Raw genomic sequence first — 20,447 nt, 5'->3', positions numbered from 1 at the left:
TTTAGCGCCCAAATGTTCGGACGACCAACGTTTGGTGCCCAAACGATATCACAATCATTGGTGCTTCCAACGACTCGTTAGACTTGTCACATGGAGAACCCATCCGAGAAGACGCCCGCCAGGTGGGAAAGCCTGCCCAGCTGGCTGCTCACCCAGACCGCCAACCACGCACACCGCCTGGTGGCCGAGGGGTTCTCGTCCGTCGGCGCCCGCGGCTACCACTACCGCCTGCTGGCGACCCTGGAGCAGTTCGGCCCGGCCAGCCAGGCCGCGCTGGGCCGCCGTAGCGGCATCCACGTCAGCGACATGGTCGCGACGATCAACGAGCTCGCCGATCGCAAACTGGTCGAGCGCGCCCCGGACCCCTCCGATCGGCGGCGCAACATCATCTCGCTAACCCCCGCCGGCAAGCGGCAGCTGCGGCGACTGGAGAAGCAGCTGGCCGAATGCCAGGACGAACTGCTGGCTCCGCTGTCACCCGAGGAGCGACAGCGGTTGACCGAGCTGCTGTCCAGGCTGTTGGACCACCACAACCGGCGAACCGGCACCCCCGAAGAGCCGTGGCGCTGACTGGGAACGCCCCCAAGAATTGATGTCGCGGGTGCGGCGGGTGCCGCGTTCGTCGGGTGGTGACGCTGCAGGCGGCGCGCGCGGGGTCGAGTACGCAGGTCATGCCCTTGCCGGTGAAGATCTGCAGGTCCGGGTTGGCCAGCAGGGTGGCGGCTTCCCGGTTGGTCCGCCACGTCCGTCCGGCAAGCGGGTGGCAACGGTGACGCGGTTGCGGTAGGTGCCGGCGGCGGGGCCGGACACGTGTTCGCCGTCGGTAAGGCGTTGGTGGGCTCGGCCATGGTTTCCAGGCGGGCGAGCCATTCCTCGAAGGCCAGGTCGTCGGGAAAAGCCGGAGGCATAGTTGCCGGAGCAGCCGAGAGTCATTTGACGCTGACGTGCCCGTACTGGATCGCCGCGGTGACCAGGCCGCGTGGGCGCCGAGCGAGGCCTGCGCACAGGCAGCCTCACCACCGCCGGTCCGGTGACTGCGACATCCGCGTCGAGGGGCGGGCCACGTCTGTCCAGGACTGCAACCACGGCATCCCGTGCTGGTCGTCCCGGCCGTACCGCATCATCGCCGTCGCGGTGCGGGTCAGCTCGGCGTGGTCACTGCCGGTCGTGCGAGTAGCTGGCGGGTTTCCGTAATGGCGGTGCGGTCGCCGGCGTCATCCAGGTGATCGCAGCTCTAGCGGAAGGCTGAACCCCGTGTCGTTGTCGCAAGGTTCCATCAACCGCCGGCAGGTGCTGCTCGGTGCCGGAGCGGTCGGTGCCGGAGTCGCCATCGGACTGAATGCCGCACCAGCGGTGGCCCGCGCGCCGCGGTTCGCCCATCCCGGCCTGCTGCACACCAGCGAGGACTTCGACCGGATCCGGGCGAAACTTGCGGCCGGCGACGCTGTGGTGACCGCCGGCTGGGCCCGGTTGGCCGGGAACGGCCGCTCGCAGAGCAGTTGGAAGCCGCGGCCGCTGTCGACCGTGGTCCGCGGCGGCACGGGGCAGAACTACCCGCAGTTCTACCTCGACGTGCACGCGGCATACCAGAACGCACTACGCTGGCGCATCGCGGGCGACACGGCGCACGGGGACACCGCCCGGGACATCTTCAACATCTGGTCTCAGTCGCTGACCACGGTTACCGGGAACGCGGACCGCTTCCTCGCCGCCGGTATCTACGGCTACCAGTTCGCCAATGCCGCCGAGCTGATGCGCGGCTACGACGGCTTCGATCTCGTCCGGGCGCAGGACCTGCTGATGAAAGTCTTCTATCCGCTGAACGACGACTTCCTGCGTCGCCACAACGGGGCGTGTATCACCAACTACTGGGCGAACTGGGATCTGTGCACGATCGCGTCGATCATGGCGATCGGCATTCTCTGCGACGACCGCCCGCTGTTCGACCGGGCGGTCGACTACTTGCGGACGGGCGCGGGCAACGGCGCGTTCCGCAACGCGATTCCGTTCGTGCACGGCGGCGAACTGGGGCAGTGGCAGGAGAGCGGCCGTGACCAGGGGCACACGGTGATGGGCATCGGCCTGATGGGCACCGTCTGCGAGATGGCCTGGAACCAGGGCGTGGACCTGTACGGCTACGACGACAATCGTTTCCTCAAGGGCGCGGAGTACGTTGCACGGTACAACCTCGGCAAGGACGTTCCGTTCACCAACTACAAGTGGGGGCACCACACCACCTGCGCTCCTCGTGAGCAGACAACGGTTTCCGCGGCGTCCCGTGGCCAGCTTCGGCCGGTCTGGGAAGTGGTCTACAACCACTACGTGCAGCGCCGGGGCCTGTCCGCTCCGAATGTGACTGCCATGGCCGCACGCGTTCGGACAGAGGGTGGCGGCGGAGACTACGGGCCCAACAGCGGAGGCTATGACCAGCTCGGCTTCGGGACACTGCTCTTCACTCGGGACCGCACGCCCGCCCCGGCGGGAACGCCGGCCGCCACGCGCTCGCCGGCCGCCCCGGCGTCAGCCCACGCGACATCGGCCGGCCCGTCGGCGAGCGCCCCGATCCGCAGCGTCCTACCGACGCGACCGACCGGCAGCGCCAGCGGTGTGGCCGCCACGGGCAGCGAAGAATTCGACCTTTCGGGGCAGCCGTCGGGCCTCGAACCCGGCACGGGCACGATCGTGGGCCTGGCCGGCGCGACCGCGGTGGCGGCGACCATCGGTGGCGCCCTGCTGCTGCGCCTGCGTTACCGCAGGGCCGCAGACCACCGACCACCGCCGAACCACCGCCGCTGATGCTGTCCGGCCATCCCGGTACCGGGCCGACCGTGCCGAGGCCGGCCCGGCCTCCGGGACAGCCCGGGCCGCCACGGGGCGTCCGGATGGGTTCGGGGATGTCAGGTGCCTTCGGCGCAGAGGCCCGAGGTCGCACACGAATTCCGGTAATGCCCGACACCCTCCACCCGTCCTTTCCCATGGGGAGGTTGATACCTCGCTGTGGCCGGTGCACGATCATGCATCTGCGCCGTTGCTGGGTACGGCCAGGGCCAGGAGACATCAGAGCGTATGCAGATAGAAGCGACCGGAGTAGCGGCCCGGGTGGTAGCGGCGCAACAAGGTGACCGCGCCGCTCTCGGTGAGCTGATCGAAGCTCACCTGACCATGCTCTACAACGTCGCGGGACGTGCGCTCAACAGACACGCCGACGTCGACGACGTCGTGCAGGAGACGCTGCTCCGGGTGGTGGAGAACCTCTCCTCGCTCCGCGAACCGGCCCGCTTCTCCGGGTGGATCCTCGCGATCCTGCACCGTCAGATCGCCGAACGCATCCGGCGACGCCGGACCACCACCGAGCGCGTCGGCTCGCTGGACCTGGTCATGGACGTCGCCGACCCAGGGGCCGATTTCGTCGACGCGACAGTCCTACGGCTGGGACTCTCCGCGCAGCGCCGGCAGATTGTGGAGGCCGTTCGCTGGCTGGAACCGGACGAGCGTTTCCTGCTCTCGTTGTGGTGGCTGGAAGTCGCCGGCAGCATCACCCGGGCAGATCTGGCAACTGCCCTCAGCACCACCGCCGGCCACGCTGCCGTCCGCCTCAAGCGGATGCGCGATCAACTGGAGCTGGCGCGCTGCATCGTGAACGCGCTTCAGGCCCGTCCGCTCTGCCCGGCTCTGGGGCTTGTGATCGAGACCTGGGACGGCAAGCCCAGCGGCGTATGGCGCAAGCGGCTGGGCCGTCACCTCCGTGACTGTCCCACGTGTACCCTGCACCAACGCCGTCTCATTCCTCCCGACCGGCTCCTGGCCGGAGTGGCGATGCTCCCGGTGCCGCCGTCGATCGTCGCCGCTTCACCCGTACCCGGCCTCTTGGCCAATCCCGCACCCGGAACTCTGCACGAGGGTGTTCAGGTCGCCACGACCGCTGGCGCGAACACGGCAGCGACCTCGGGCGCAAGCTGGTGGGCGGCCTCCACGGTGGCAAAGACCGTGGCGGCCACGGTCGGAGCTGTCGCGGTCAGCGGCGGTATCGTGGCCGCGCTACCCGGCGACGCCCCCGACCGTGGCCGGGCTCCCTCCGCGGCCGTCACCGCGTCGGCACCGGCGCGGACCGCCCCGGCGTCAGCCACACCGGGCCCGTCACGGTCGGCACCCTCGACCCCCACAGCCGTCCCCGCCCGGTACGGAAGCGTCGTCGACCGCGTCGACGCGGCACCACCCAGGAACCGCAGGCCCCGGCCGCTGCCCGCTCGCCCGGAGGGCACGCTGGCGGTCGTGGCCAGCGGCGACCACGATCCCCGGCCGAACGTCACGTCACTGATCCATCGCGGCGAATGGGCCACCTACCGAGGACGCGGCTACCTCCGGATCGAGTTTGCCGTCGCGTTCACGCAGCGCACCGGAATGGTCACCATGCCGTCGTGGACGGGACTGAAAGGCAAGCTCTTCCATGTCGCCTCCGGCGGCGGCCGGCGCCTCGACGACCAGATCCCCGACGCCCCCGCCGGCTCCACCGGCATGGGCGACCCCAGCCACGGATACGCGATACTGCCCGATGGCGCCCAGCAGATGTGGGCGCTGGAGTACTACTACCTCGACGGCGAAGTGACCCTGACGTCCAACGAGCGAGGTGCCGACTACAACCTCTACGCCACCATCGTGACCCGAACCACCATCGACAGCGACATCCGCACCGCCCCGAACCCGAACGGAGACCCCATCCGGTACGGCCTCACCCGCGACGACGGCACGGACGCGTGTCCGGTGCCGCAGTACGCGACCCGCGCCACCCCACAGGACCCCGCGACCGTGCGACAGCAGAGCAACCTCCGATAGGACGGTGCCTGCCGGGACCTGGCGTCCGAGGCGCAATCGGCGCGACTGCCGGGCAACTTCAGGACAGCTGTCACCCCACTCACCGGGGTTCACGACTGCGGTGTGGGAGCCTGATGCAGTCACCCTTGGCGGTCGCACAGGAGAACGGGGTTGAGGTCAACCCGGTGGCACGAGCGGAGTTCGGTGATCTGTCGGGCCGGGCGGAGCAGGCGGCCTCGATGGACCGCCTCGATGCGTCACCGGTTCAGGTGAGCGCAGCAGACGAGCTCGTGCAGGTACGGGAGCAGGCGGTGCTGAAGGCTTCGCCGTGCTGGTTCGTCCGGAGGCCGAGGCGACGCGCGACCGCCTGAGCTGATCGGACATGATCGGCGTGGACCTACGGGGCGAGGATGTCGCGACTTCGCCTGGTGTCTCGGCCCTGCCGAGCTGCCGAATGAGCTGCGGATCCGGTCTCGTCGGCCTCGCCGAACGGGTCACCGCTCTCGGCGGCGACCTCTGTACCGGGCCCCGCCCGGCGGCTGGCAGGTCGCCGCCCGGCTACCGGGTTCGTAGCGCCGGATCCGGCAGCGCCCGGAGTCTTTACGTGGCGAGCGAAGGGTCGTAACCTCCTTGAAACGATTCAGCCCAAGGAGCCGCTCGTGCGCGAGTTCATCACCGGAGCCGGTCTGTCCCGCCGACGTCTCATCCAGGCGGGCGGAGCCGTCACGCTCGGCGCAGCGACCGGCCTCACTGCCGGGGCTGCCCCCGCCGGAGCGGCGCCAGCGGCCCGCCCTGTGCCCACCGGACTGTTGACCTCCCTGCTGGACGCACCCCTCGGCGTGACGCCCGACCGGCCGCGGCTGAGCTGGATCGTGCCGGCGCTGCGTCCGGCGGCCCGGCAGGTCGCCTACCAGGTGCAGGTCGCGCACACCCGTGACGAACTGGTCACCAACGGCGGGATCGTCTGGGACAGCGGTCGGATCGACAGCGGCGACTCGACGGCCGTGGAGTATGCCGGTCCGCCACTGCGACCCGGATCGCTCTACCACTGGCGGGTCCGCACCTGGGCTGCCCCGGATCTCGTCTCAGCCTGGTCCGAGCCGCAGGCCGTCGTCACCGCGGCCGGCGACACCTGGACCGCCGAGCCCATCTGGGCACCCGACGGCGCGGTGACGTTGCGGGACGGAGTCCTCGACGTGTCGGTCACCATCACCGCCGTCGCCGCCAGCCTGTGGTTCCGAGCGCAAAACGCCAGCAACAACTACCTCTGGCAGCTACGCGCCGGTTCGCCGGGGGTGCTGAAGACCCACGTCCAGCGCAACGGCGCGTACACCGTGCTGAGCGAGCGGTCGATCGGGCTGCCGGTGGCGACGGGTACGCCCTACCAGTTCCGGGTCGAACTCGCCGGCTCCACCATCCGGACGTACCTCGGCGACCTCCTGATCGACACGGCCGTGGACACCACGTACGCCTCGGGCGGCATCGGAGTCCGCAACGGCAGCACCGAATCCCAACGCTTCCATTCGGTCTCCTTCACCGACATGGCCGGCAAGGTCCTGGTGAACGAGGACTTCACCGCCGGACCCGGCGTGTTCGTCGGCGGCCGGGTCTCCGGCGGCGACCTTGTTCTCGACCGTGGCCAGTCGCTGCTGGCGACGTTCGGCGAGAGCAACGACTGGGCGTTGCTGCGTACCGAGTTCGTGCTGCCCGACAAGCCGGTCGCCGCCGCGTACGTCTACGCGACAGGGCAGTCGCCCGAGCCGACTCGGCAGTACGTCTACAAGCTCTGGGTCAACGACACGGTCGCGGGCGTCGGCCCGGTTCGGGCGATGGCCGGCGAGGCCCGTTACCAGACCCACGACGTGACCGCCCACCTCGTAGCGGGACGCAACGCGATCGCGGCGCTCTGCTACTCGCCGCAGGAGCGTGCCTTCCTCGCCGAGCTGGTCGTCGTCTTCGCCGACGGGACCCGTCAGGTGATCGCGACCGGCGACGGCTGGCGCACCAGGCGGGCGGGCCGCTGGCGCCCGGCGGCGGGATTCACCGGTGGCGGCTACTACCAGGCGCCGCAGGAATATCTCGACGCCCGGCAGGAGCCTGTGGGCTGGACCGCGCGCGGCTTCGATGACCGGGATTGGGAGGCGGCCGCCGCAGCGCCGCTCCGCCGCCGGCTGGAACCGGCCTGGGTGTCGAACATGGCCTACACCTACCGGCGCCCGGTCGCGATCGAGCAGCTCGAACCGGGCCGGTGGCTGCTCGACCTCGGCCAGGCGGTAGTCGGCGGGATCCGGCTGTCGGTGCTCGGCAGGTCGGGCCAGACGGTGGAGATCCGGCTGGGCGAGGAACGTACCGCCACCGGCGCCCGCTACAACCTGCGGGCCGGCCAGACCTACCGCGAGGTGTGGACGCTGCGGGACGGCTGGCAGCAACTCGAACACTGGGGCTACCGCACGTTCCGGTGGGTCGAACTGGTCGCCGACCCGGCGCTGGACCTGACCGACGCCGTTGAGGCGGCCGTGCTCAAGCTGCCGTGGGCCGACGACGACGCGGCCTTCGAGAGCTCCGATCCCGACCTGGACCGGGTCTGGCAGATGTGCCGCTACTCGATCGAGGCGACCCGGCTGGACCTCTACCAGGACACGCCCACCCGCGAGCGGGGCCCGTACGAGGGCGACGCCATTATCAACCAGCTCTCCGAGTACGCCACGCAGCGGTCCTTCGCGCTGGCCCGGTACTCCACGTCGTACCTGGCCCGCCGCCCCACCTGGCCGGCCGAGTACCGGCTGCAGACCGTGCTCACCGCGTGGGAGGACTATCTCGCGACCGGCGACCCCACCAATCTCGCGGCCGACTATGACCTGTTCGTGGACCGACAGCTCGACGAGTCGCTCAACGCGTCCGGGCTGGTGGAAAAGAGTCCGGGCAGCTCCAGCCAGAGCAACGCCGATCTCGTCGACTGGCCGACGAGCAACCGCGACGGCTACGTCTTCACCCGGGTCAACACCGTCATCAACGCCTGGCAGTACGCGGCCTTCATAGCACTGTCGCGCATCGCCGGGGTGCTCGGCCGTGCCGCCGACGAGCGGCGGTACGCCGAGCTGGCCGCCCGGCTCCGGGCGGCCCTCAATGACCAACTGCTCAACCGGGTCGCCGGCGCCTACCGCGACGGAGCGGGCACCGAGCATCAGGCCCAGCACGCCACCGCGTTCCCGCTCGCGCTCGGCGTCGCCGAGGACGGCGACGTGCGGGCTCTCGGTGAGTGGCTCGCGGCGCGCGGCATGCGGGTCAGCGTCTACGGCGCGCAGTTCCTGCTGGAGGCGCTCTACCGGGCGGGATTGGGGCACGCGGCCCATGGCCTGCTGACCAGCCGCGAACAGTTCTCCTGGCTGCACATGATGGACGACCTCGGCGCCACCATCGTGATGGAGGCGTGGGATCCGTCGATCAAGTCCAATACCACGTTCTCGCACGCCTGGGGGTCGGCGCCCGCCAACATCGTGCCCCGGTTCGTCGCCGGGGTCCGGCCGCTCGCGCCCGGCGCCCGCGAAGTGCTGGTCGCCCCGCAGCCGGGGCCGCTGGACTGGTTGCGGGCGAAGGTGCCGACGATCCGCGGACCGATCGAGGTGGCGCTCGACCGCCGCAACGGGTTCCGGCTGGTCGTCGACCTGCCCGCCAATGTAACCGGCCGCATCGAGCTCGACCTGGCCCAGTTCGGTATCGCGGACGCCCGCGCGCTGCACGTGCGGTCCGAGGGGCGTGCGCCCCGCGTCCGGATCGCCGATGGGCGGCTCGTCATCGCCCAGGTCGAACCGGGCCGGACGATCGTTGCCTCCGACGACCGCGGCTGATACTCCAGCCGTACCTGGTGGAACTGGAGCTTGCTCGTAGTGGCTGATCTGCAGGTTGAACAGGTTGCAGCGGTGCCCGAAACCCATCAGGTCGGCGACTGCGATGAACGGCTCGACCGGCCAGTTGCCGGCGCCCGCGCCATGGCCGGCGAGCGAGGCGTCGACCCGGTAGACGCCGTTCTGACCGCGACGACGCTGTTGGCGACCGCGAGCGAGAGGTTCTCGGAGGCGTGGATACCAAACCTCCGGCAGGCCGACGTCCCGATGCCGCGCGGAAGAATGAGCCAGAACGAGATGAGCCGGTAGCCGAGCACGGTGGCCGCTGCGTTCGTCGGTGGGGCGCCGGCGGCGATGAGGCCGGTGAGCAGGGTGGTCTCGACCAGTCCGATTCCGCCTGGGGCGATGGGCAGTTGCCGGGCGAGTTGGGCGGCGAGGTATGTCGCGGCGAGGTGGCCGTAGTCGAGGGTGAGGCCGCAGGCCTGTCCGGCGGCGACAAGACAGGTCAGGTCGAGCAGCCAGTTGGCGACGGAGAACCCCGTCGTCGCGGCCCAGAGCCGGCCGGGTATCGCGCGAGCCGGTACGGCAGCGTCGGCGATGTGCCCGATCACGCTGTGCACCACCGGGCAACGGGGTACGGCGCGGCGCGCGGGTGCTCGCGGCGACGCGGACCGTTTGGTCCGCACGGGCCGGATGCCGAGCCAGGCGATGAACGCACCAGCCACGAGCGCGGTTGACCCGACCAAGATGACGGTGCGGCCGGTCCGTGGGGGGGCAACGCGGCGGTCGTGGCGGCGCCGAGGTTGGCGGCGTACAAGAGGACCAGCCCGACTGCGGAGGCCAGCCCGGACAGGATCATCAGAGTGTCGAAAGCGCCCTCGCCGAAGCCGGCTTCACCGACCTCAAGCCCGGCGGCGCGAGGATGTTCAGGTGGCGTCGGTTGCGGTACGGCCGGACGAGGTGTGCCCCCGGCTCAGCGGTCGCAGCGCGCCTATCCTGAGGCGTTGGAGATGATCCGGGACGACCTGCACCGGCTCGGGTGACCGGCACATCAGGCCGACCATATGTTGCGGCGGATGGATCGCAGTTGGTGGAGGCGTTCGCCGCCACCGGCGCAACTGACAACCTGTAAGGACGCCTGGCGACTCGCCGGCAGTCCTGGCGGCGGCTCCAAACCGCGGGAACGGTTCCGGGAACTGGTCGCCGCCCCGGGACGCTCGAACCACTGACCGGTTCAGTCGACGCGCAGGCTCACCAGCGCGCCGGTCAGCTCCTGTTCGGCGTACTGGCGGAGGTCCCGGTCGGCGACCATGACCAGGTAGGCGTCCTGCCCGGTCGGCACCCCGCGCACAGAGAACCAGAATCGGCAGGTGCCGTCGGAGAGCGCCTGCGGGTCGGTCAGCCTCCCGGCGGCCAACCCGCCTGTGGCCGTGATGAGCACCGGGGCACCGTCGATGACGTCGGCGTGGGCGCCGGTGCCGGCACAGCCGCCGTGGTCGTCCCTGGTGAAGGATGCGCCGTCACCGAGCACCACCGCGCCGGAGACCACGAAGCTGCCGGTGGTCGGCTGGCTCGCCGTGGCGCGGGTGCGCGGTCCGCTGTTGTTGAGGAACATGGTGAGGGCGAGTCCGAGCCCCGCGGCGGCTCCGGCCCACATCCAGACCGGGCGCTGTGAGGTCGGCTCCGGGTGCAACGGCTGCATGGAATCCCCCGCGCGGTCAGGCCGCCAGTGTCCGGCGGGACGGTCAGGGGGAGTGTGGTCGAAGATCGTCTACCTTAGCAACCCCGTTCAGCGCCAGGGGCGGATGCGGAGGTGGGTCAGGACCGCGAGCACCCGGCGGTTGGTGTCGTCGCTGGGCGGCAGGTCGAGCGTGGTTTTGCCGACCGCTGCCTCGGTCACGTGCGGCCGCGCCGCGATCGCGGTGCCAGTTCACGCAGCACCGGCCCATCATGCCCGCCAGCGAGCCAGTCCGCCGCGTACCAGGGCACCCGCTTGACACCGACGCTACCTAGCACGTACTCGGCGGCAACCAGGTCTGGACGGCTTACCTACCGGGCAGTTCCTGCTCGCCGAGCATCGCGCGGGCTTGCATGAGCGCGAACCCGAGCAGGTTCAGCCCTCGCCACCGCGCGGGATCGGCGGCGTATGGATGGTCGCCGGCCAGGCCGATGCCCCATACCCGGTCGAGCGGGCTGGCCTCCACGAGCACCCGCTCACCGGTACCGAATAGATAGGTGCGCAACATCGGGTGCTGGCCGAACTTCGCCACGGCGCCGGCCACCACGATGTCGTAGCGGTGCTGCTCCCACACCTCCTGGTCGAATCCTGTGACCTGACGGCCCAGCGTCTTCGCCGCATGCGGGTGCGCCACCGTCAGAATCTTGGCGGCCGCCGCCTGGTCGCCGAACAGGGCGGCCTTGCGCCACATCATGTAATGCTCGGCGGTGGCGAAGCGCAGCCCGTCGACGGTGAACGGTGCCGGCCACCACTGGCTCAAACAACCGGCCCCGATGCTGCTGTCGCGCTGCGGCTGGTGGCCCCAGAAGAACAAGAACTTCACCTGGGCACCCGCACACACCGCGTCGGTCAGCTCGACGACGCTACGAACTGACGCAACCATGCAGGCGAGTGTGCCGTACCAGCGGCCTGCGCCGCATCGCCGTTACCGCCGACGCCGGGCACGTCGCCGTCGGCACACGCTCGCCATGCGCGTCTGGGCGTCGGCCGCCTCGGTTGGCTTGATCTTGTGCTTGGCGGCGCATGTCGGCTCTGGGCCGTCAACAAAGGGATCAAAGGTTCTTGACGTGGCGCCCGTCCGTAGGGTGCAACCGGCAGAGTCGCTGCGGATGAGAATCGGTGCCGTACCGGTGGCTGTCGAGGATCTGCTCCACCGCCCAGTCCAGCATCGTAATGTGATCGGCGGTCTCCGAGGGGCAGATTACGTCCGAGGCGCCGCACCGGCCGTCATAGACACCGGCAGGCTACAGATGTATTCAGTGACAGGCGAGGAACAGGTGCCATGAGTAAACCGGAGCCGGTGAGGTTCGAGATCGAAGGCGCCGACATGGCGGTCCGCTTGGCAGGCGATCAGGAGAAGCCCGCGCTTCTCCTGATCCACGGTTTTCCCAGCTCCTCGGAGTCCTTTCGGAACGTGACCGACACCCTCGCACAGAACTGCTTCGTGATCACTCCCGACCTTCCGGGGTTCGGCAGCTCCGAGCCGATTGAGCGGCCCTCGTTCTCACGTTCTGCGGACTTAATCGACGGACTGCTCGCGCGGCTCGGCGCCGGGTCCTTCCATCTCTACCTCCATGATTATGGAGCGGCGGTAGGCCTTCATCTCGCCACGCGCGCTCCGCGCAGGATACGCAGCCTCATCGTCCAGAATGCCAATGCCCATGAGAGCGGGATGGGGCCCCAATGGTCGGCGACCAGGGCCTATTGGGACGGTCCCACGCCGGAGCGGGAGGCCGAGGCGACCGCGCACCTGACCTTCGAGGGGACGCGCGACCAATATGTGGGCGGCGCGCCTCGGGACCTCGCCGAGCGCATCGATCCCCGGCTGTGGGAGGAGAACTGGCGGGTCATGTCGCTCCCCGGCCGGCTCGAGACGCAGCGTGCGCTGGTGCTCGACTATCGCAACCATGTCGCGCGCTTCGGGGAGATCGCCGATTACTTCGATCGCTGGCAGCCTCCGGCGCTGATGCTGTGGGGGCGGCACGACATCTTCTTCGACCTTGAGGAGACCCTCTCCTGGATGAAGGCGCTCCCGCGGATGGAGGCGCACATCCTCGACGGACCACATCTCCTGCTAGAGACCCATCCGGTCGAATGCGCCGCGTTGATGAACACCTTCGTCAGCCGCGTGGAGGGGCAGCGTTAGAAGCCGTCTCGACAATGAACTGCTCCTCGTCGCTACTGATCAGGCGGGGACGGCCACCCGCCCACTGAGGGTCCAGGCTGGCCATCCCCATCTCGTTAGGCCGGTGAATGACCTGCCGGATCGTGTCCTCATCGGCCGCAACGAGGCGGGCGATCGCCGGCACCGTGTTCCCACCGGCCGATGCCAGCACCACCATCGCCCGCCGTAATCGGATCGGCGAGCCGGTACCTCTCCGAGTGATCCTCAACAGTTGCTGACCCTCTTGGTCGCTGAGCCGCCGTACACGAACCGGTTCTGCCACCAGCACGGCCTGAACCACCCCGCCCTGTGACCGGCACCCCTGACGGCGTGTCATCCAACACCGTGAACGTTGCTGGCCACGGCACTACGGAGCCGCCGCGGGGGCGTACGCCGTGATCGTCAAGCTGACGCGCAGCCTCATGGTCGTGCCGGTCTGCGTCGCGCTGCGCGCCCCAGGCCGTGCGTGCCCGCCGTAGCGGTCGGGCGGACGCGTCACAGCCGAACGCGTGGCGCAACTTCCCGGTCTCATCCTGCTGTTCCTGCTCGCCTCGCTCGTCGCGACCGCCGGTGCGATCCCGGCCGCGTGGCGTCCGGAGCTCGCCGTGGCCGGCGTCTTCGTCACCACCGTTGCGTTGACCGGCTCCGGGTTGTCCCTCGGTGTGGCGCAACTCCGCCGGGCAGGGCCGCGTCCGCTCCTGCTTGGGGCGGTGTTGTGGGTGGCGGTCGCCGCGTCGAGTCCCGCGGTGCAGGCGCTCACCGGTCAGCTGTGAGTTACGCGGGCGACCCCGGCCAGCCGTGACCGGCGCCGGCTGCCAACCCGCGCGTCACCAGCTGTGCATGGCGCCGTCCTCGTCGAAGCTCAGGCCGGCGATCCAGTTCTCCCCGAGGTAGCGCGCAACGTTGTCGCCGGGGATCTGCCGGCACTCGCTAGGCACCTCGTCTGGCGGCAGGCTCTCTGGCGAGGGCAACGGCAACTTCAGGTCGGCCCCAAGCTCGCGCTTTCGCTCGTCCTCGTACTGGTCGCGGACCAAGCGCAGCGCCGCAACGTAGGTGCGCGCCGCCGACCTGGGTGGTCACGCCGCCGGCAACAGAAGCCTGGATGGAGGAATCGCCCGCGGCACCTGCAAGGCGGACAGCATCTATCGACATCTCTCTATGAATGCGTTAATGTTAACAGTCTTAAATGTATGGGCGGGGGTGCGGCCACCGCGACCCCGCCCGCGTTGGAAAGGAGCACACGTGCGTAAACGAAGCCTCCTGCCCCTGCTCACCGTCGGCGCCGTCCTTGGATCACTGCTGGTGGCCTCACCAGCGTCGGCGCACGGGTACGTGATCTCGCCGCTGAGCCGCCAGGCCCAGTGCGCCCAGACCAAGGCCTCCTGGTGCGGCCAGATCATGTGGGAGCCGCAGAGCGCCGAGGGTCCGAAGGGTCTCCGGAACTGCCACGGCTCCCGCGCGGATCTGGCTGTGCTCAGTGACGACAGCAAGCCCTGGCGGGTGCACTCCGTCGGCACCTCGCTCACGCTGACGTGGACCTTCACTGCGAAGCACCGAACCCAGGACTACGAGTACTACATCGGCGGCACCCGGGTCGGTCACTTCCCGAACGACGGGACGCACACGATCAACCTGAGCCGCTTCGCCGGGCGGCAGAAGCTCCTCGCCATCTGGAACATCGGTGACACGGCCAACGCCTTCTACTCCTGCATCGACCTGCAGATCGGTGGCGGCGGCACCAACCCGCCGCCTCCGCCGGCCGGTGGCACCTGGGCACCGAACGCCACGTACTCGGTGGGCAGCGTGGTGACCTACGGTGGTGCCACCTACCGGTGCATCCAGAGCCACACCTCCCTGCCCGGCTGGGAACCGCCGAACGTGCCGGTTCTCTGGCAGCGCGCATGACAACGCCCCGGGTGGACCCGCACTCGTCGAGCGCGGGTCCACCGCGCACGATGCACCTCCCGACAACATCGAGGAAAAGTTCCCCACCGCAGCCGAACACCTCGACCATGCCCGCGACGAACTGCTCGCCTTCACCGGCGCCCGCCGCGAGATCTAGCCTGGCCGTGTTCGCGCCGTGACCGCCACCCGGATTTCGTGGGGCGCGGGCCGTGCTGGCGCCCACTCTCGCGCTGCCCCCGCTGCGGGGACGGCCGCTCGGGCGGTTACCCTGCGGCGATGACGGTCGGCGAGGACGTGGAGCGGCTTGCGGCGTCGCTGGCTGACCGGCTCGACGCAGTGACCTTCACCGACCTGACCACCGATCAGGTCACCGCTCGGCTGATCGACGCGGTGGTCGACTGGGCGGCGGAGCGGGGCTGGCGGGTCTACCGACGGGCGCCCAGCGTGCTGCCGCTGCCGCCGCCGATGTCCGCGCAGCAGTCGGTGCTTGACGTGGCATGTGCCCGCCCGGACGGGCCGCCGGTCGTCATTGAGATCGATCACGGTACGCGCCGCCGCACCTGGGAGAAGTTACTCGCCGAGGCAGACGCGGGGCGGATCCCGCTCTGGCTGCGCTGGGGTCCCGGCCGATTTACCGCGCCACCCCCGCCGCCGATCCGGATGGTGACCTGCGAGGTGACCAGGCGGCCGGACCCGACGGGCCGAGGTCGGGTGCACAGCCGCTCGCCGCGAGCCGACAAGCTGCCACCGGCGCACTCCGTCGTGCGGGTCGGGGAGGTGGCCGCCGTCGAACTGCCGCTGCCGCCGCCCAAGCCACCCGGCGCCAGTGCCTGAATGGGGCCCCTGCCCAAGCCGCAGGCGGCACTGCCCTATCCCCGCGATCATGACGGGCGAACCTGCAGTGACGTGAGCAGAAAGTCAACGCCGGTCATGGCGCGGGTCTCGTATCCAGCTGATCCGCCTTCCGGGAGCGGACCGGGAGCGCCGGCGGCCCGGGCCAGGCGCAAACCCAGCCGCAGGCGAGGCCGCGACGACGCCCCTGTTCCTGTCCATGCGGCGAACGACCTGCTCGAACAATCTGCCACGCTGGACCGTTCCGTTTCCGCGTCGCCCGAGGTTCATCTTCGGCCGGCTCCCGTTCCAGCGGGCCCGATCGGCCACTGCCTAGCGTGCCCTACCAGGTAGTGGTGACCGCCGATGGGTCAGTGGTTCGTCGTGGCGAGTGGTTGATGCGGCGTGGGCGGCGCCGCCGCTGCCTGAACCGGGGGTTGGATCGGGGCGGTTCGGGTGCCGTCAGGCACCCGAACCGCCCCGTGGGGTGACTCAGGAAAAGGCGCGCGCCTTCCAGCCGGCGATCTCGTTCGGTGCGAGAGCTTCGGCGAAGATCGCCGCCCGGTCCACGGCGCCGGTCAGCCGCTGGCCGCCGTCCTGATCGGCGGCGAAGCGCAGCTGCCGGGTGGCGCAGCCGTTGATGCCGTCCGGAGGAACCTGCGCCGAACCGGCGACGGCACCATCGACGTACACGGTGACCGCGCCACCGTCGGTCATCACGACCACCAGGTCCACGTAGCGGCCGGTCGGCACCGTCGCGCTCGTCGTGACGTTCCGGTTGGACCCGATGAACCGCACCTGGTTGCTCGGCGTGAGGTCGATCAGAATCCCGTCCGTGCCCGGGTTGCCGGACGGTTGGAAGTCGAACAGCCGGCGGTAACGGCCCGAGGTGGTTACCTTGACCTCGGCGGCGAAGGTGACCTCCTTCAGGAAGCCCAACGACGTGGGCTCGGTCCGCAGGAAGGTGTTGCCGTCGAGCAGGAGACCGCTCCCGGTCGGCGCGCTGCCGTCGTACTGCGTGGTGCCCTGGACGGTCGCGTCCCGCTCGTGCGGGGAGACGTCGCCGACGGTGGAACCGGACGTGGGGTCCCACGCGACGAGCGGCCGGTCCGCGGCCGGGACCGGGCACGGCGGCAGCGCCTCGATCGCCACCTGGGTGACCCCGTCCACCCGCCACCCGTCGCCGGTCAGCACGGCCCGGGCGGGTTCCGACTCCCGCTCGGACGCGACCGGCGTGACCTGGAAAGTGTAGGTCCGGGACTGGCCGGGCCGGATCGGGCGGACCCGCGTCCGGGCCGGCTCGTAGGCCCAGCCCTCGGGAAGCTGCAGCTTCAGCTCACCCGCGGGCACGGTCTTGCTGGTTGCCGACACGGTCACCCGCACCGGGAAGACCTGCCCGTGCTCCACCGTCGCCGGGGCGTTCACCGCCACGACGGCGAGGGACGTCGCGACGTACCGGTGGCCGGCGACGGCGGCGAAGCTGATCTGCTGCCCGTCCCGGCTGACGCCGATCTTCCTGTCGGTGGTGGCGTCGGTGACCTGGAAGCGCCCGCCGAACAGCGGGCTGCGGACCCGCAGCGTCCCGTCCCGGCCCGGCATCAGGGCGACCTGTGTCGGCATGCCGCCGGTCCAGGCGACGTCCACGGTGACGTCCCCGCGGGCTCGCAGGCCACGGACCGAGCCGTCGGCCCAGAAGTCGGGCAGCGCGGGCAGCACGTCCACGACGCCGTTCTGGCTCTGGAGCAGCATCTCCGCGACCCCGGCGGTGGCGCCGAAGTTGCCGTCGATCTGGAACGGCGGATGGGTGTCCCACAGGTTGTTCAGCGTGCTGGACTTGAGCAGCTCGGAGAGCATCTTGTGGGAGTGGTTGCCGTCCAGCAGCCGCGCCCAGAAGTTGACCTTCCACGCCTTGCTCCACCCGGTGCCGCCGTCGCCGCGCGCGGTCAGCGAGACCTCCGCGGCCTCCGCGAACTCCGGCGTCGAGCGCGGGGAGAGTTGCCGGCCGGGGTGCAGGCCGAACAGGTGGGACACGTGGCGGTGCTGGTTGGTCGGGCTGTCCCAGTCCTCCTTCCACTCCTGGAGCTGGCCCCAGGAGCCGATCCGGGTGCCCGGGTCGAGCCGTTCCAGGGTACGTGCGACCTCGGCGCGGAACCCGGCGTCGTCGTCGAGCGTGGCGGCCGCCTCCGACACGTTTGTCAGCAGGTCCCAGACGATCTGCTGGGACATGGCGGCCCCGGCGGAGAAGTCGCCCTGCTCGGGGGAGAAGCTGGGGCTGACCACGAGCTTGCCGTCGCGCGGGTCCACGACCAGCTCGTCGAGCCAGAACTGCGCCAGCTCCTTCATCAGCGGATATGCCCGCTCCCGCAGGAACGCCTCGTCGCGGGTGAACCGGTAGTGCTCGTAGTAGTGCTGGGCCAACCAGGCGCCCGCCTCCGGGAACCAGAACGCCGAGGCGTAGTTGTGCACGCCGGTGAAGCCGAACGGGTTGGTCTCGTTCTGCACCACCCAGCCCCGGTTGCCGAACATCTCATGTGCGGTCACCCGGCCGGGTTCGACCATGCCGTCGACGTAGTCGAACAGGGGAGCGGCCGTCTCCGAGAGGTTGGTCGTCTCGGCGGGCCAGTAGTTCATCTGGAGGTTGATGTTGACGTGGTAGTCGGCCGACCACGGCGGGCTGGTCGAGTTGTTCCACACCCCCTGCAGGTTGGCCGGCAGCGATCCGGCGCGTGAGGACGCGATGAGCAGGTACCGGCCGTACTGGAAGAAGAGCACCTCCAGTGCCTTGCGGGCTGCCGGCGTCGCCTCGCCGACGCGGTACGCGTTCAGCAGCTGGTCGGTGGGGACGGCGGGCATCTCCTGGCCGACATCGAGCGCGACACGCTGGAACAGCTGCCGGTGGTCGGCGACGTGAGCTGCCCGCAACGCGTCGTACGACTTGGCCGCCGCCGCGTCGACCCTCCGGGTGACCGCCGCGTGGGGGTCGGTGCCCCGATACGTCGGGTAGTCGTTGGCGTAGTCGGTGCCGGCGGCGAGGATCAACGTCACCTCGTCGGCGCCCTGCACGGTGACGCTGCCGTCGCTGTTGTTCACCAGGGTGCCGCCGCTGGCGGCTACCTGGAGCTGCGACTCGAAGCGCATGCCGTTGTCGGTCAGGCGCCCGGTGAAGGTGATCCGCCCGTCCTTGGCCGTGAGGGCCCGGGAGCGGTTGGTCGCCGTGCTCACCGAGACCTTGAGACCGAGCTTGCCGGGCTGGTCGGCGGTGAGCCGGGCGACGAGGACGTTGTCGGGTGCGGAGGCGAAGTACTCGCGGGTGTACCGCACCCCGTCGGCCGTGTAGGAGACGCCGGCGGTGGCGTCGGAGATGTCGAGGTCCCGTCGGTAGTCGGTGTAGCTGGCCGGCGGGTCGAGCAGCGACAGGCGTACGTCCCCGAAGGTCTGGTAGGCGCCGAAGCCGCTCCTCGGCTGGCCCAGCTTGCCCGCCACCCACGAGGGGCTGACCCGGGTCTCCGCCGTGATCCGCTGCTGGACCTCCTCGATCGCGCCGGGGCGCGGGGCGGTCCAGTTCCCGAAGTGGTAACCCTGGGCGGATCCGGGGCCGCCGGTCCACAGGGTCTTCTCATTGAACTGGAGCTGTTCCGCGGCGACGCCGCCGAAGACCATCGCGCCGAGGGCGCCGTTGCCGATCGGCAGGGCCTGCGACTCCCAGTTGGTGGCGGGCTTGTCGTACCAGAGGGTCATGCCGTCCTGTTCGGACGGCGGCGCGGCCGCCGGAGCCGCGCCTGCGGCGGGGGCCGGTAGGCCGAACGCGGTGACGGCTACCGCGGCCAGTACGGCGATGTCGCCGCGGCGTGGCGAATGTGTTCGTCCGGGCGAGCCGGGACGGCTCCGGCGGGTGAGGTGCGATCGTGAGGACGGGAGGAGACAACTGGGCCCTGGTAACCGCATGGCAACCCCTTGGTCGTCCATACATCGGATGTGTTGCGCGGACGTTACCCCCGGTTGTCGGACACAGGCAAGGGTCGATCGCCATATAGGTCCAATGTCTGGACGACCTCATCGTGGCCTGATCCACCTGTCGATTCGTGACGAGTCCCAGGCCGGGCGGACTGCGGATTGCCACGTCGGCAGATCAACCGGATGTCTGCCGGCGCGCGTGGCTGGTTTCGGGGCTGGCCCTACGCCCGGGTACGCTGCAAGACATCGGATGTTCTGGGAGGGGGCGAGGTGCCGGTCACCGACGAGGCGATCGACAAGATCAAGGCGATGATCGTCGAGGGGGAGCTCGCTCCCGGCTCCCGACTGCCCAGGGAGGCGGACCTCGCCGAGCGGCTCGGCCTGTCCCGCAGTTCCCTGCGGGAGGCGGTGAAGGCGCTGTCGCTGATCCGGGTGCTGGACGTCCGGCAGGGGGACGGCACCTACGTGACCAGCCTCGAACCCGACCTGCTCCTGGACGCCATCGGGTTCGTTGTCGACTTCCACCAGGACGACACGGTGTTGCAGTTCCTGGAGGTGCGCCGCGTCCTCGAACCTGCCGCGACCGAGTTGGCCGCGATCAGGATGACCGACGAGGAGGTCGCCGGGTTGCGCGCGATCCTCGCCGAGCTGGGCGAGTCGCCGACGATCGAGGCGCTGGTCGCCAACGATCTCCGGTTCCACAACCACATCGCGGCGGGCTCCGGGAACAAGGTGCTGTGTTCGTTGATCGACAGCTTGTCCGGGCCGACGACGCGGGCGCGGATCTGGCGCGGGCTCACCCAGGAGGGTGCGGTGCGGCGTACGCGGGAGCAGCACGAGGCGATCTGCGAGGCGATCGAGGCACGCCAACCCGAAGTGGCGCGGGCCTGGGCGACGGTGCATGTCGCCGGTGTCGAGCAGTGGCTGCGCAACGCGCTCGGCGGACCCGAGTCGGCCCTGCCGCCGGCCTGACCGCCCTGGCGCCCGAGGGTCCAGCCGGCTCGCGGGCTGCCCGGTCGCCGCGCCGACCGGCCTGGCGCCCGGGCCTGGCCCTCCACCGCCGGCGCCACCGGCCCGCTGGGCCCACGCCACCAGCCCTCCACCGCCGGCGCCGCCAGCCGCTGGGCACCACGCCACCAGCCTGCCGCCGGCGCGCTGGCCTGCCGCTGAATCGTGGGCTCGCGCCCCCGCCCACCCC

Annotated in this window: 15 protein-coding genes and 3 pseudogenes; 10 read left to right on the top strand and 8 right to left on the bottom strand. The window is 70.1% G+C overall.

The genetic code is table 11. The annotated features are described in order from the left end of the window. The first annotated feature begins 90 nt into the window (after nucleotides 1-90). From C1I99_RS00100 to C1I99_RS00075, 5 genes are all read left to right on the top strand, one after another. Nucleotides 91-570 carry a MarR family winged helix-turn-helix transcriptional regulator gene (locus C1I99_RS00100; RefSeq protein ID WP_111132096.1) on the top strand — a complete coding sequence of 160 codons (480 nt, stop codon included), beginning with the start codon at nucleotides 91-93 and terminating at the stop codon, nucleotides 568-570. Between the two features lie 684 nt (nucleotides 571-1,254). Next, on the top strand, nucleotides 1,255-2,796 hold the full coding sequence (locus tag C1I99_RS00095; RefSeq protein ID WP_199561835.1) for an alginate lyase family protein: 1,542 nt from the start codon (nucleotides 1,255-1,257) through the stop codon (nucleotides 2,794-2,796). A gap of 270 nt (nucleotides 2,797-3,066) precedes the next feature. Further along, entirely contained in the window at nucleotides 3,067-4,833 is a 1,767-nt protein-coding gene (locus tag C1I99_RS00090; protein ID WP_111132095.1) for an RNA polymerase sigma factor, read from the top strand. A gap of 125 nt (nucleotides 4,834-4,958) precedes the next feature. Next, complete coding sequence (locus tag C1I99_RS00085) at nucleotides 4,959-5,183, top strand: hypothetical protein (protein WP_146603845.1); 225 nt, start codon at nucleotides 4,959-4,961, stop codon at nucleotides 5,181-5,183. A 288-nt stretch (nucleotides 5,184-5,471) separates the two neighbouring features. Beyond that, entirely contained in the window at nucleotides 5,472-8,660 is a 3,189-nt protein-coding gene (locus tag C1I99_RS00075; RefSeq protein WP_146603844.1) for a family 78 glycoside hydrolase catalytic domain, read from the top strand. A 51-nt stretch (nucleotides 8,661-8,711) separates the two neighbouring features. Here C1I99_RS00075 and C1I99_RS33565 read toward each other — a convergent pair. From C1I99_RS33565 to ybiA, 5 genes and pseudogenes are all read right to left on the bottom strand, one after another. After that, a pseudogene (locus tag C1I99_RS33565) lies at nucleotides 8,712-8,905 on the bottom strand (hydroxymethylglutaryl-CoA lyase-like TIM-barrel protein); the annotation flags it as partial. A gap of 42 nt (nucleotides 8,906-8,947) precedes the next feature. Further along, nucleotides 8,948-9,403 (bottom strand): annotated as a pseudogene (locus C1I99_RS33560) (lysylphosphatidylglycerol synthase transmembrane domain-containing protein); the annotation flags it as partial. Between the two features lie 488 nt (nucleotides 9,404-9,891). Beyond that, complete coding sequence (locus C1I99_RS00060; protein ID WP_111132091.1) at nucleotides 9,892-10,359, bottom strand: hypothetical protein; 468 nt, start codon at nucleotides 10,357-10,359, stop codon at nucleotides 9,892-9,894. A gap of 87 nt (nucleotides 10,360-10,446) precedes the next feature. Beyond that, a pseudogene (locus C1I99_RS00055) lies at nucleotides 10,447-10,587 on the bottom strand (DNA-binding response regulator); the annotation flags it as partial. 115 nt (nucleotides 10,588-10,702) lie between these two features. After that, nucleotides 10,703-11,278 carry a riboflavin biosynthesis intermediates N-glycosidase gene (ybiA, locus tag C1I99_RS00050; protein ID WP_111132090.1) on the bottom strand — a complete coding sequence of 192 codons (576 nt, stop codon included), beginning with the start codon at nucleotides 11,276-11,278 and terminating at the stop codon, nucleotides 10,703-10,705. Between the two features lie 417 nt (nucleotides 11,279-11,695). Here ybiA and C1I99_RS00045 point away from each other — a divergent pair, with 417 nt between their 5' ends. Beyond that, nucleotides 11,696-12,541 carry an alpha/beta fold hydrolase gene (locus C1I99_RS00045; RefSeq protein WP_233512219.1) on the top strand — a complete coding sequence of 282 codons (846 nt, stop codon included), beginning with the start codon at nucleotides 11,696-11,698 and terminating at the stop codon, nucleotides 12,539-12,541. Here C1I99_RS00045 and C1I99_RS00040 read toward each other — a convergent pair. Further along, on the bottom strand, nucleotides 12,516-12,737 hold the full coding sequence (locus C1I99_RS00040; protein WP_233512220.1) for a helix-turn-helix domain-containing protein: 222 nt from the start codon (nucleotides 12,735-12,737) through the stop codon (nucleotides 12,516-12,518). The two genes, C1I99_RS00045 and C1I99_RS00040, sit on opposite strands and share 26 nt — an antisense overlap. A gap of 331 nt (nucleotides 12,738-13,068) precedes the next feature. On the opposite strand from C1I99_RS00040, the gene C1I99_RS00035 reads away from it, so the two are divergent. Beyond that, the gene (locus C1I99_RS00035) at nucleotides 13,069-13,332 is read left to right on the top strand and encodes a putative sulfate exporter family transporter (RefSeq protein ID WP_111132088.1); all 264 of its coding nucleotides are present in this window, start codon (nucleotides 13,069-13,071) and stop codon (nucleotides 13,330-13,332) included. Nucleotides 13,333-13,386: 54 nt separating this feature from the next. Here the strand turns inward: C1I99_RS00035 and C1I99_RS00030 are convergent, their stop codons facing one another. Continuing rightward, nucleotides 13,387-13,593 carry a hypothetical protein gene (locus tag C1I99_RS00030; protein WP_111132087.1) on the bottom strand — a complete coding sequence of 69 codons (207 nt, stop codon included), beginning with the start codon at nucleotides 13,591-13,593 and terminating at the stop codon, nucleotides 13,387-13,389. 208 nt (nucleotides 13,594-13,801) lie between these two features. Between C1I99_RS00030 and C1I99_RS00025 the strand changes: the two genes are divergently transcribed. Together C1I99_RS00025 and C1I99_RS00015 are read left to right on the top strand one after the other, a co-directional pair. Next, nucleotides 13,802-14,464 (top strand): lytic polysaccharide monooxygenase, encoded by a 663-nt coding sequence (locus C1I99_RS00025; RefSeq protein WP_199561832.1) that lies wholly within the window; start codon nucleotides 13,802-13,804, stop codon nucleotides 14,462-14,464. 276 nt (nucleotides 14,465-14,740) lie between these two features. Beyond that, nucleotides 14,741-15,298 carry a hypothetical protein gene (locus tag C1I99_RS00015; RefSeq protein WP_111132084.1) on the top strand — a complete coding sequence of 186 codons (558 nt, stop codon included), beginning with the start codon at nucleotides 14,741-14,743 and terminating at the stop codon, nucleotides 15,296-15,298. Between the two features lie 489 nt (nucleotides 15,299-15,787). On the opposite strand, the gene C1I99_RS00010 is transcribed toward C1I99_RS00015, so the two are convergent. Beyond that, the gene (locus C1I99_RS00010; protein WP_111132083.1) at nucleotides 15,788-19,033 is read right to left on the bottom strand and encodes a glycosyl hydrolase family 95 catalytic domain-containing protein; all 3,246 of its coding nucleotides are present in this window, start codon (nucleotides 19,031-19,033) and stop codon (nucleotides 15,788-15,790) included. A 486-nt stretch (nucleotides 19,034-19,519) separates the two neighbouring features. On the opposite strand from C1I99_RS00010, the gene C1I99_RS00005 reads away from it, so the two are divergent. After that, the gene (locus tag C1I99_RS00005) at nucleotides 19,520-20,221 is read left to right on the top strand and encodes a FadR/GntR family transcriptional regulator (RefSeq protein ID WP_111132082.1); all 702 of its coding nucleotides are present in this window, start codon (nucleotides 19,520-19,522) and stop codon (nucleotides 20,219-20,221) included. Nucleotides 20,222-20,447 lie beyond the last annotated feature (226 nt).

The organism is Micromonospora deserti (genome assembly GCF_003236335.1).
Lineage (GTDB): Bacteria > Actinomycetota > Actinomycetes > Mycobacteriales > Micromonosporaceae > Micromonospora > Micromonospora deserti.
This window is presented reverse-complemented; position numbering and strand designations above follow the sequence as displayed.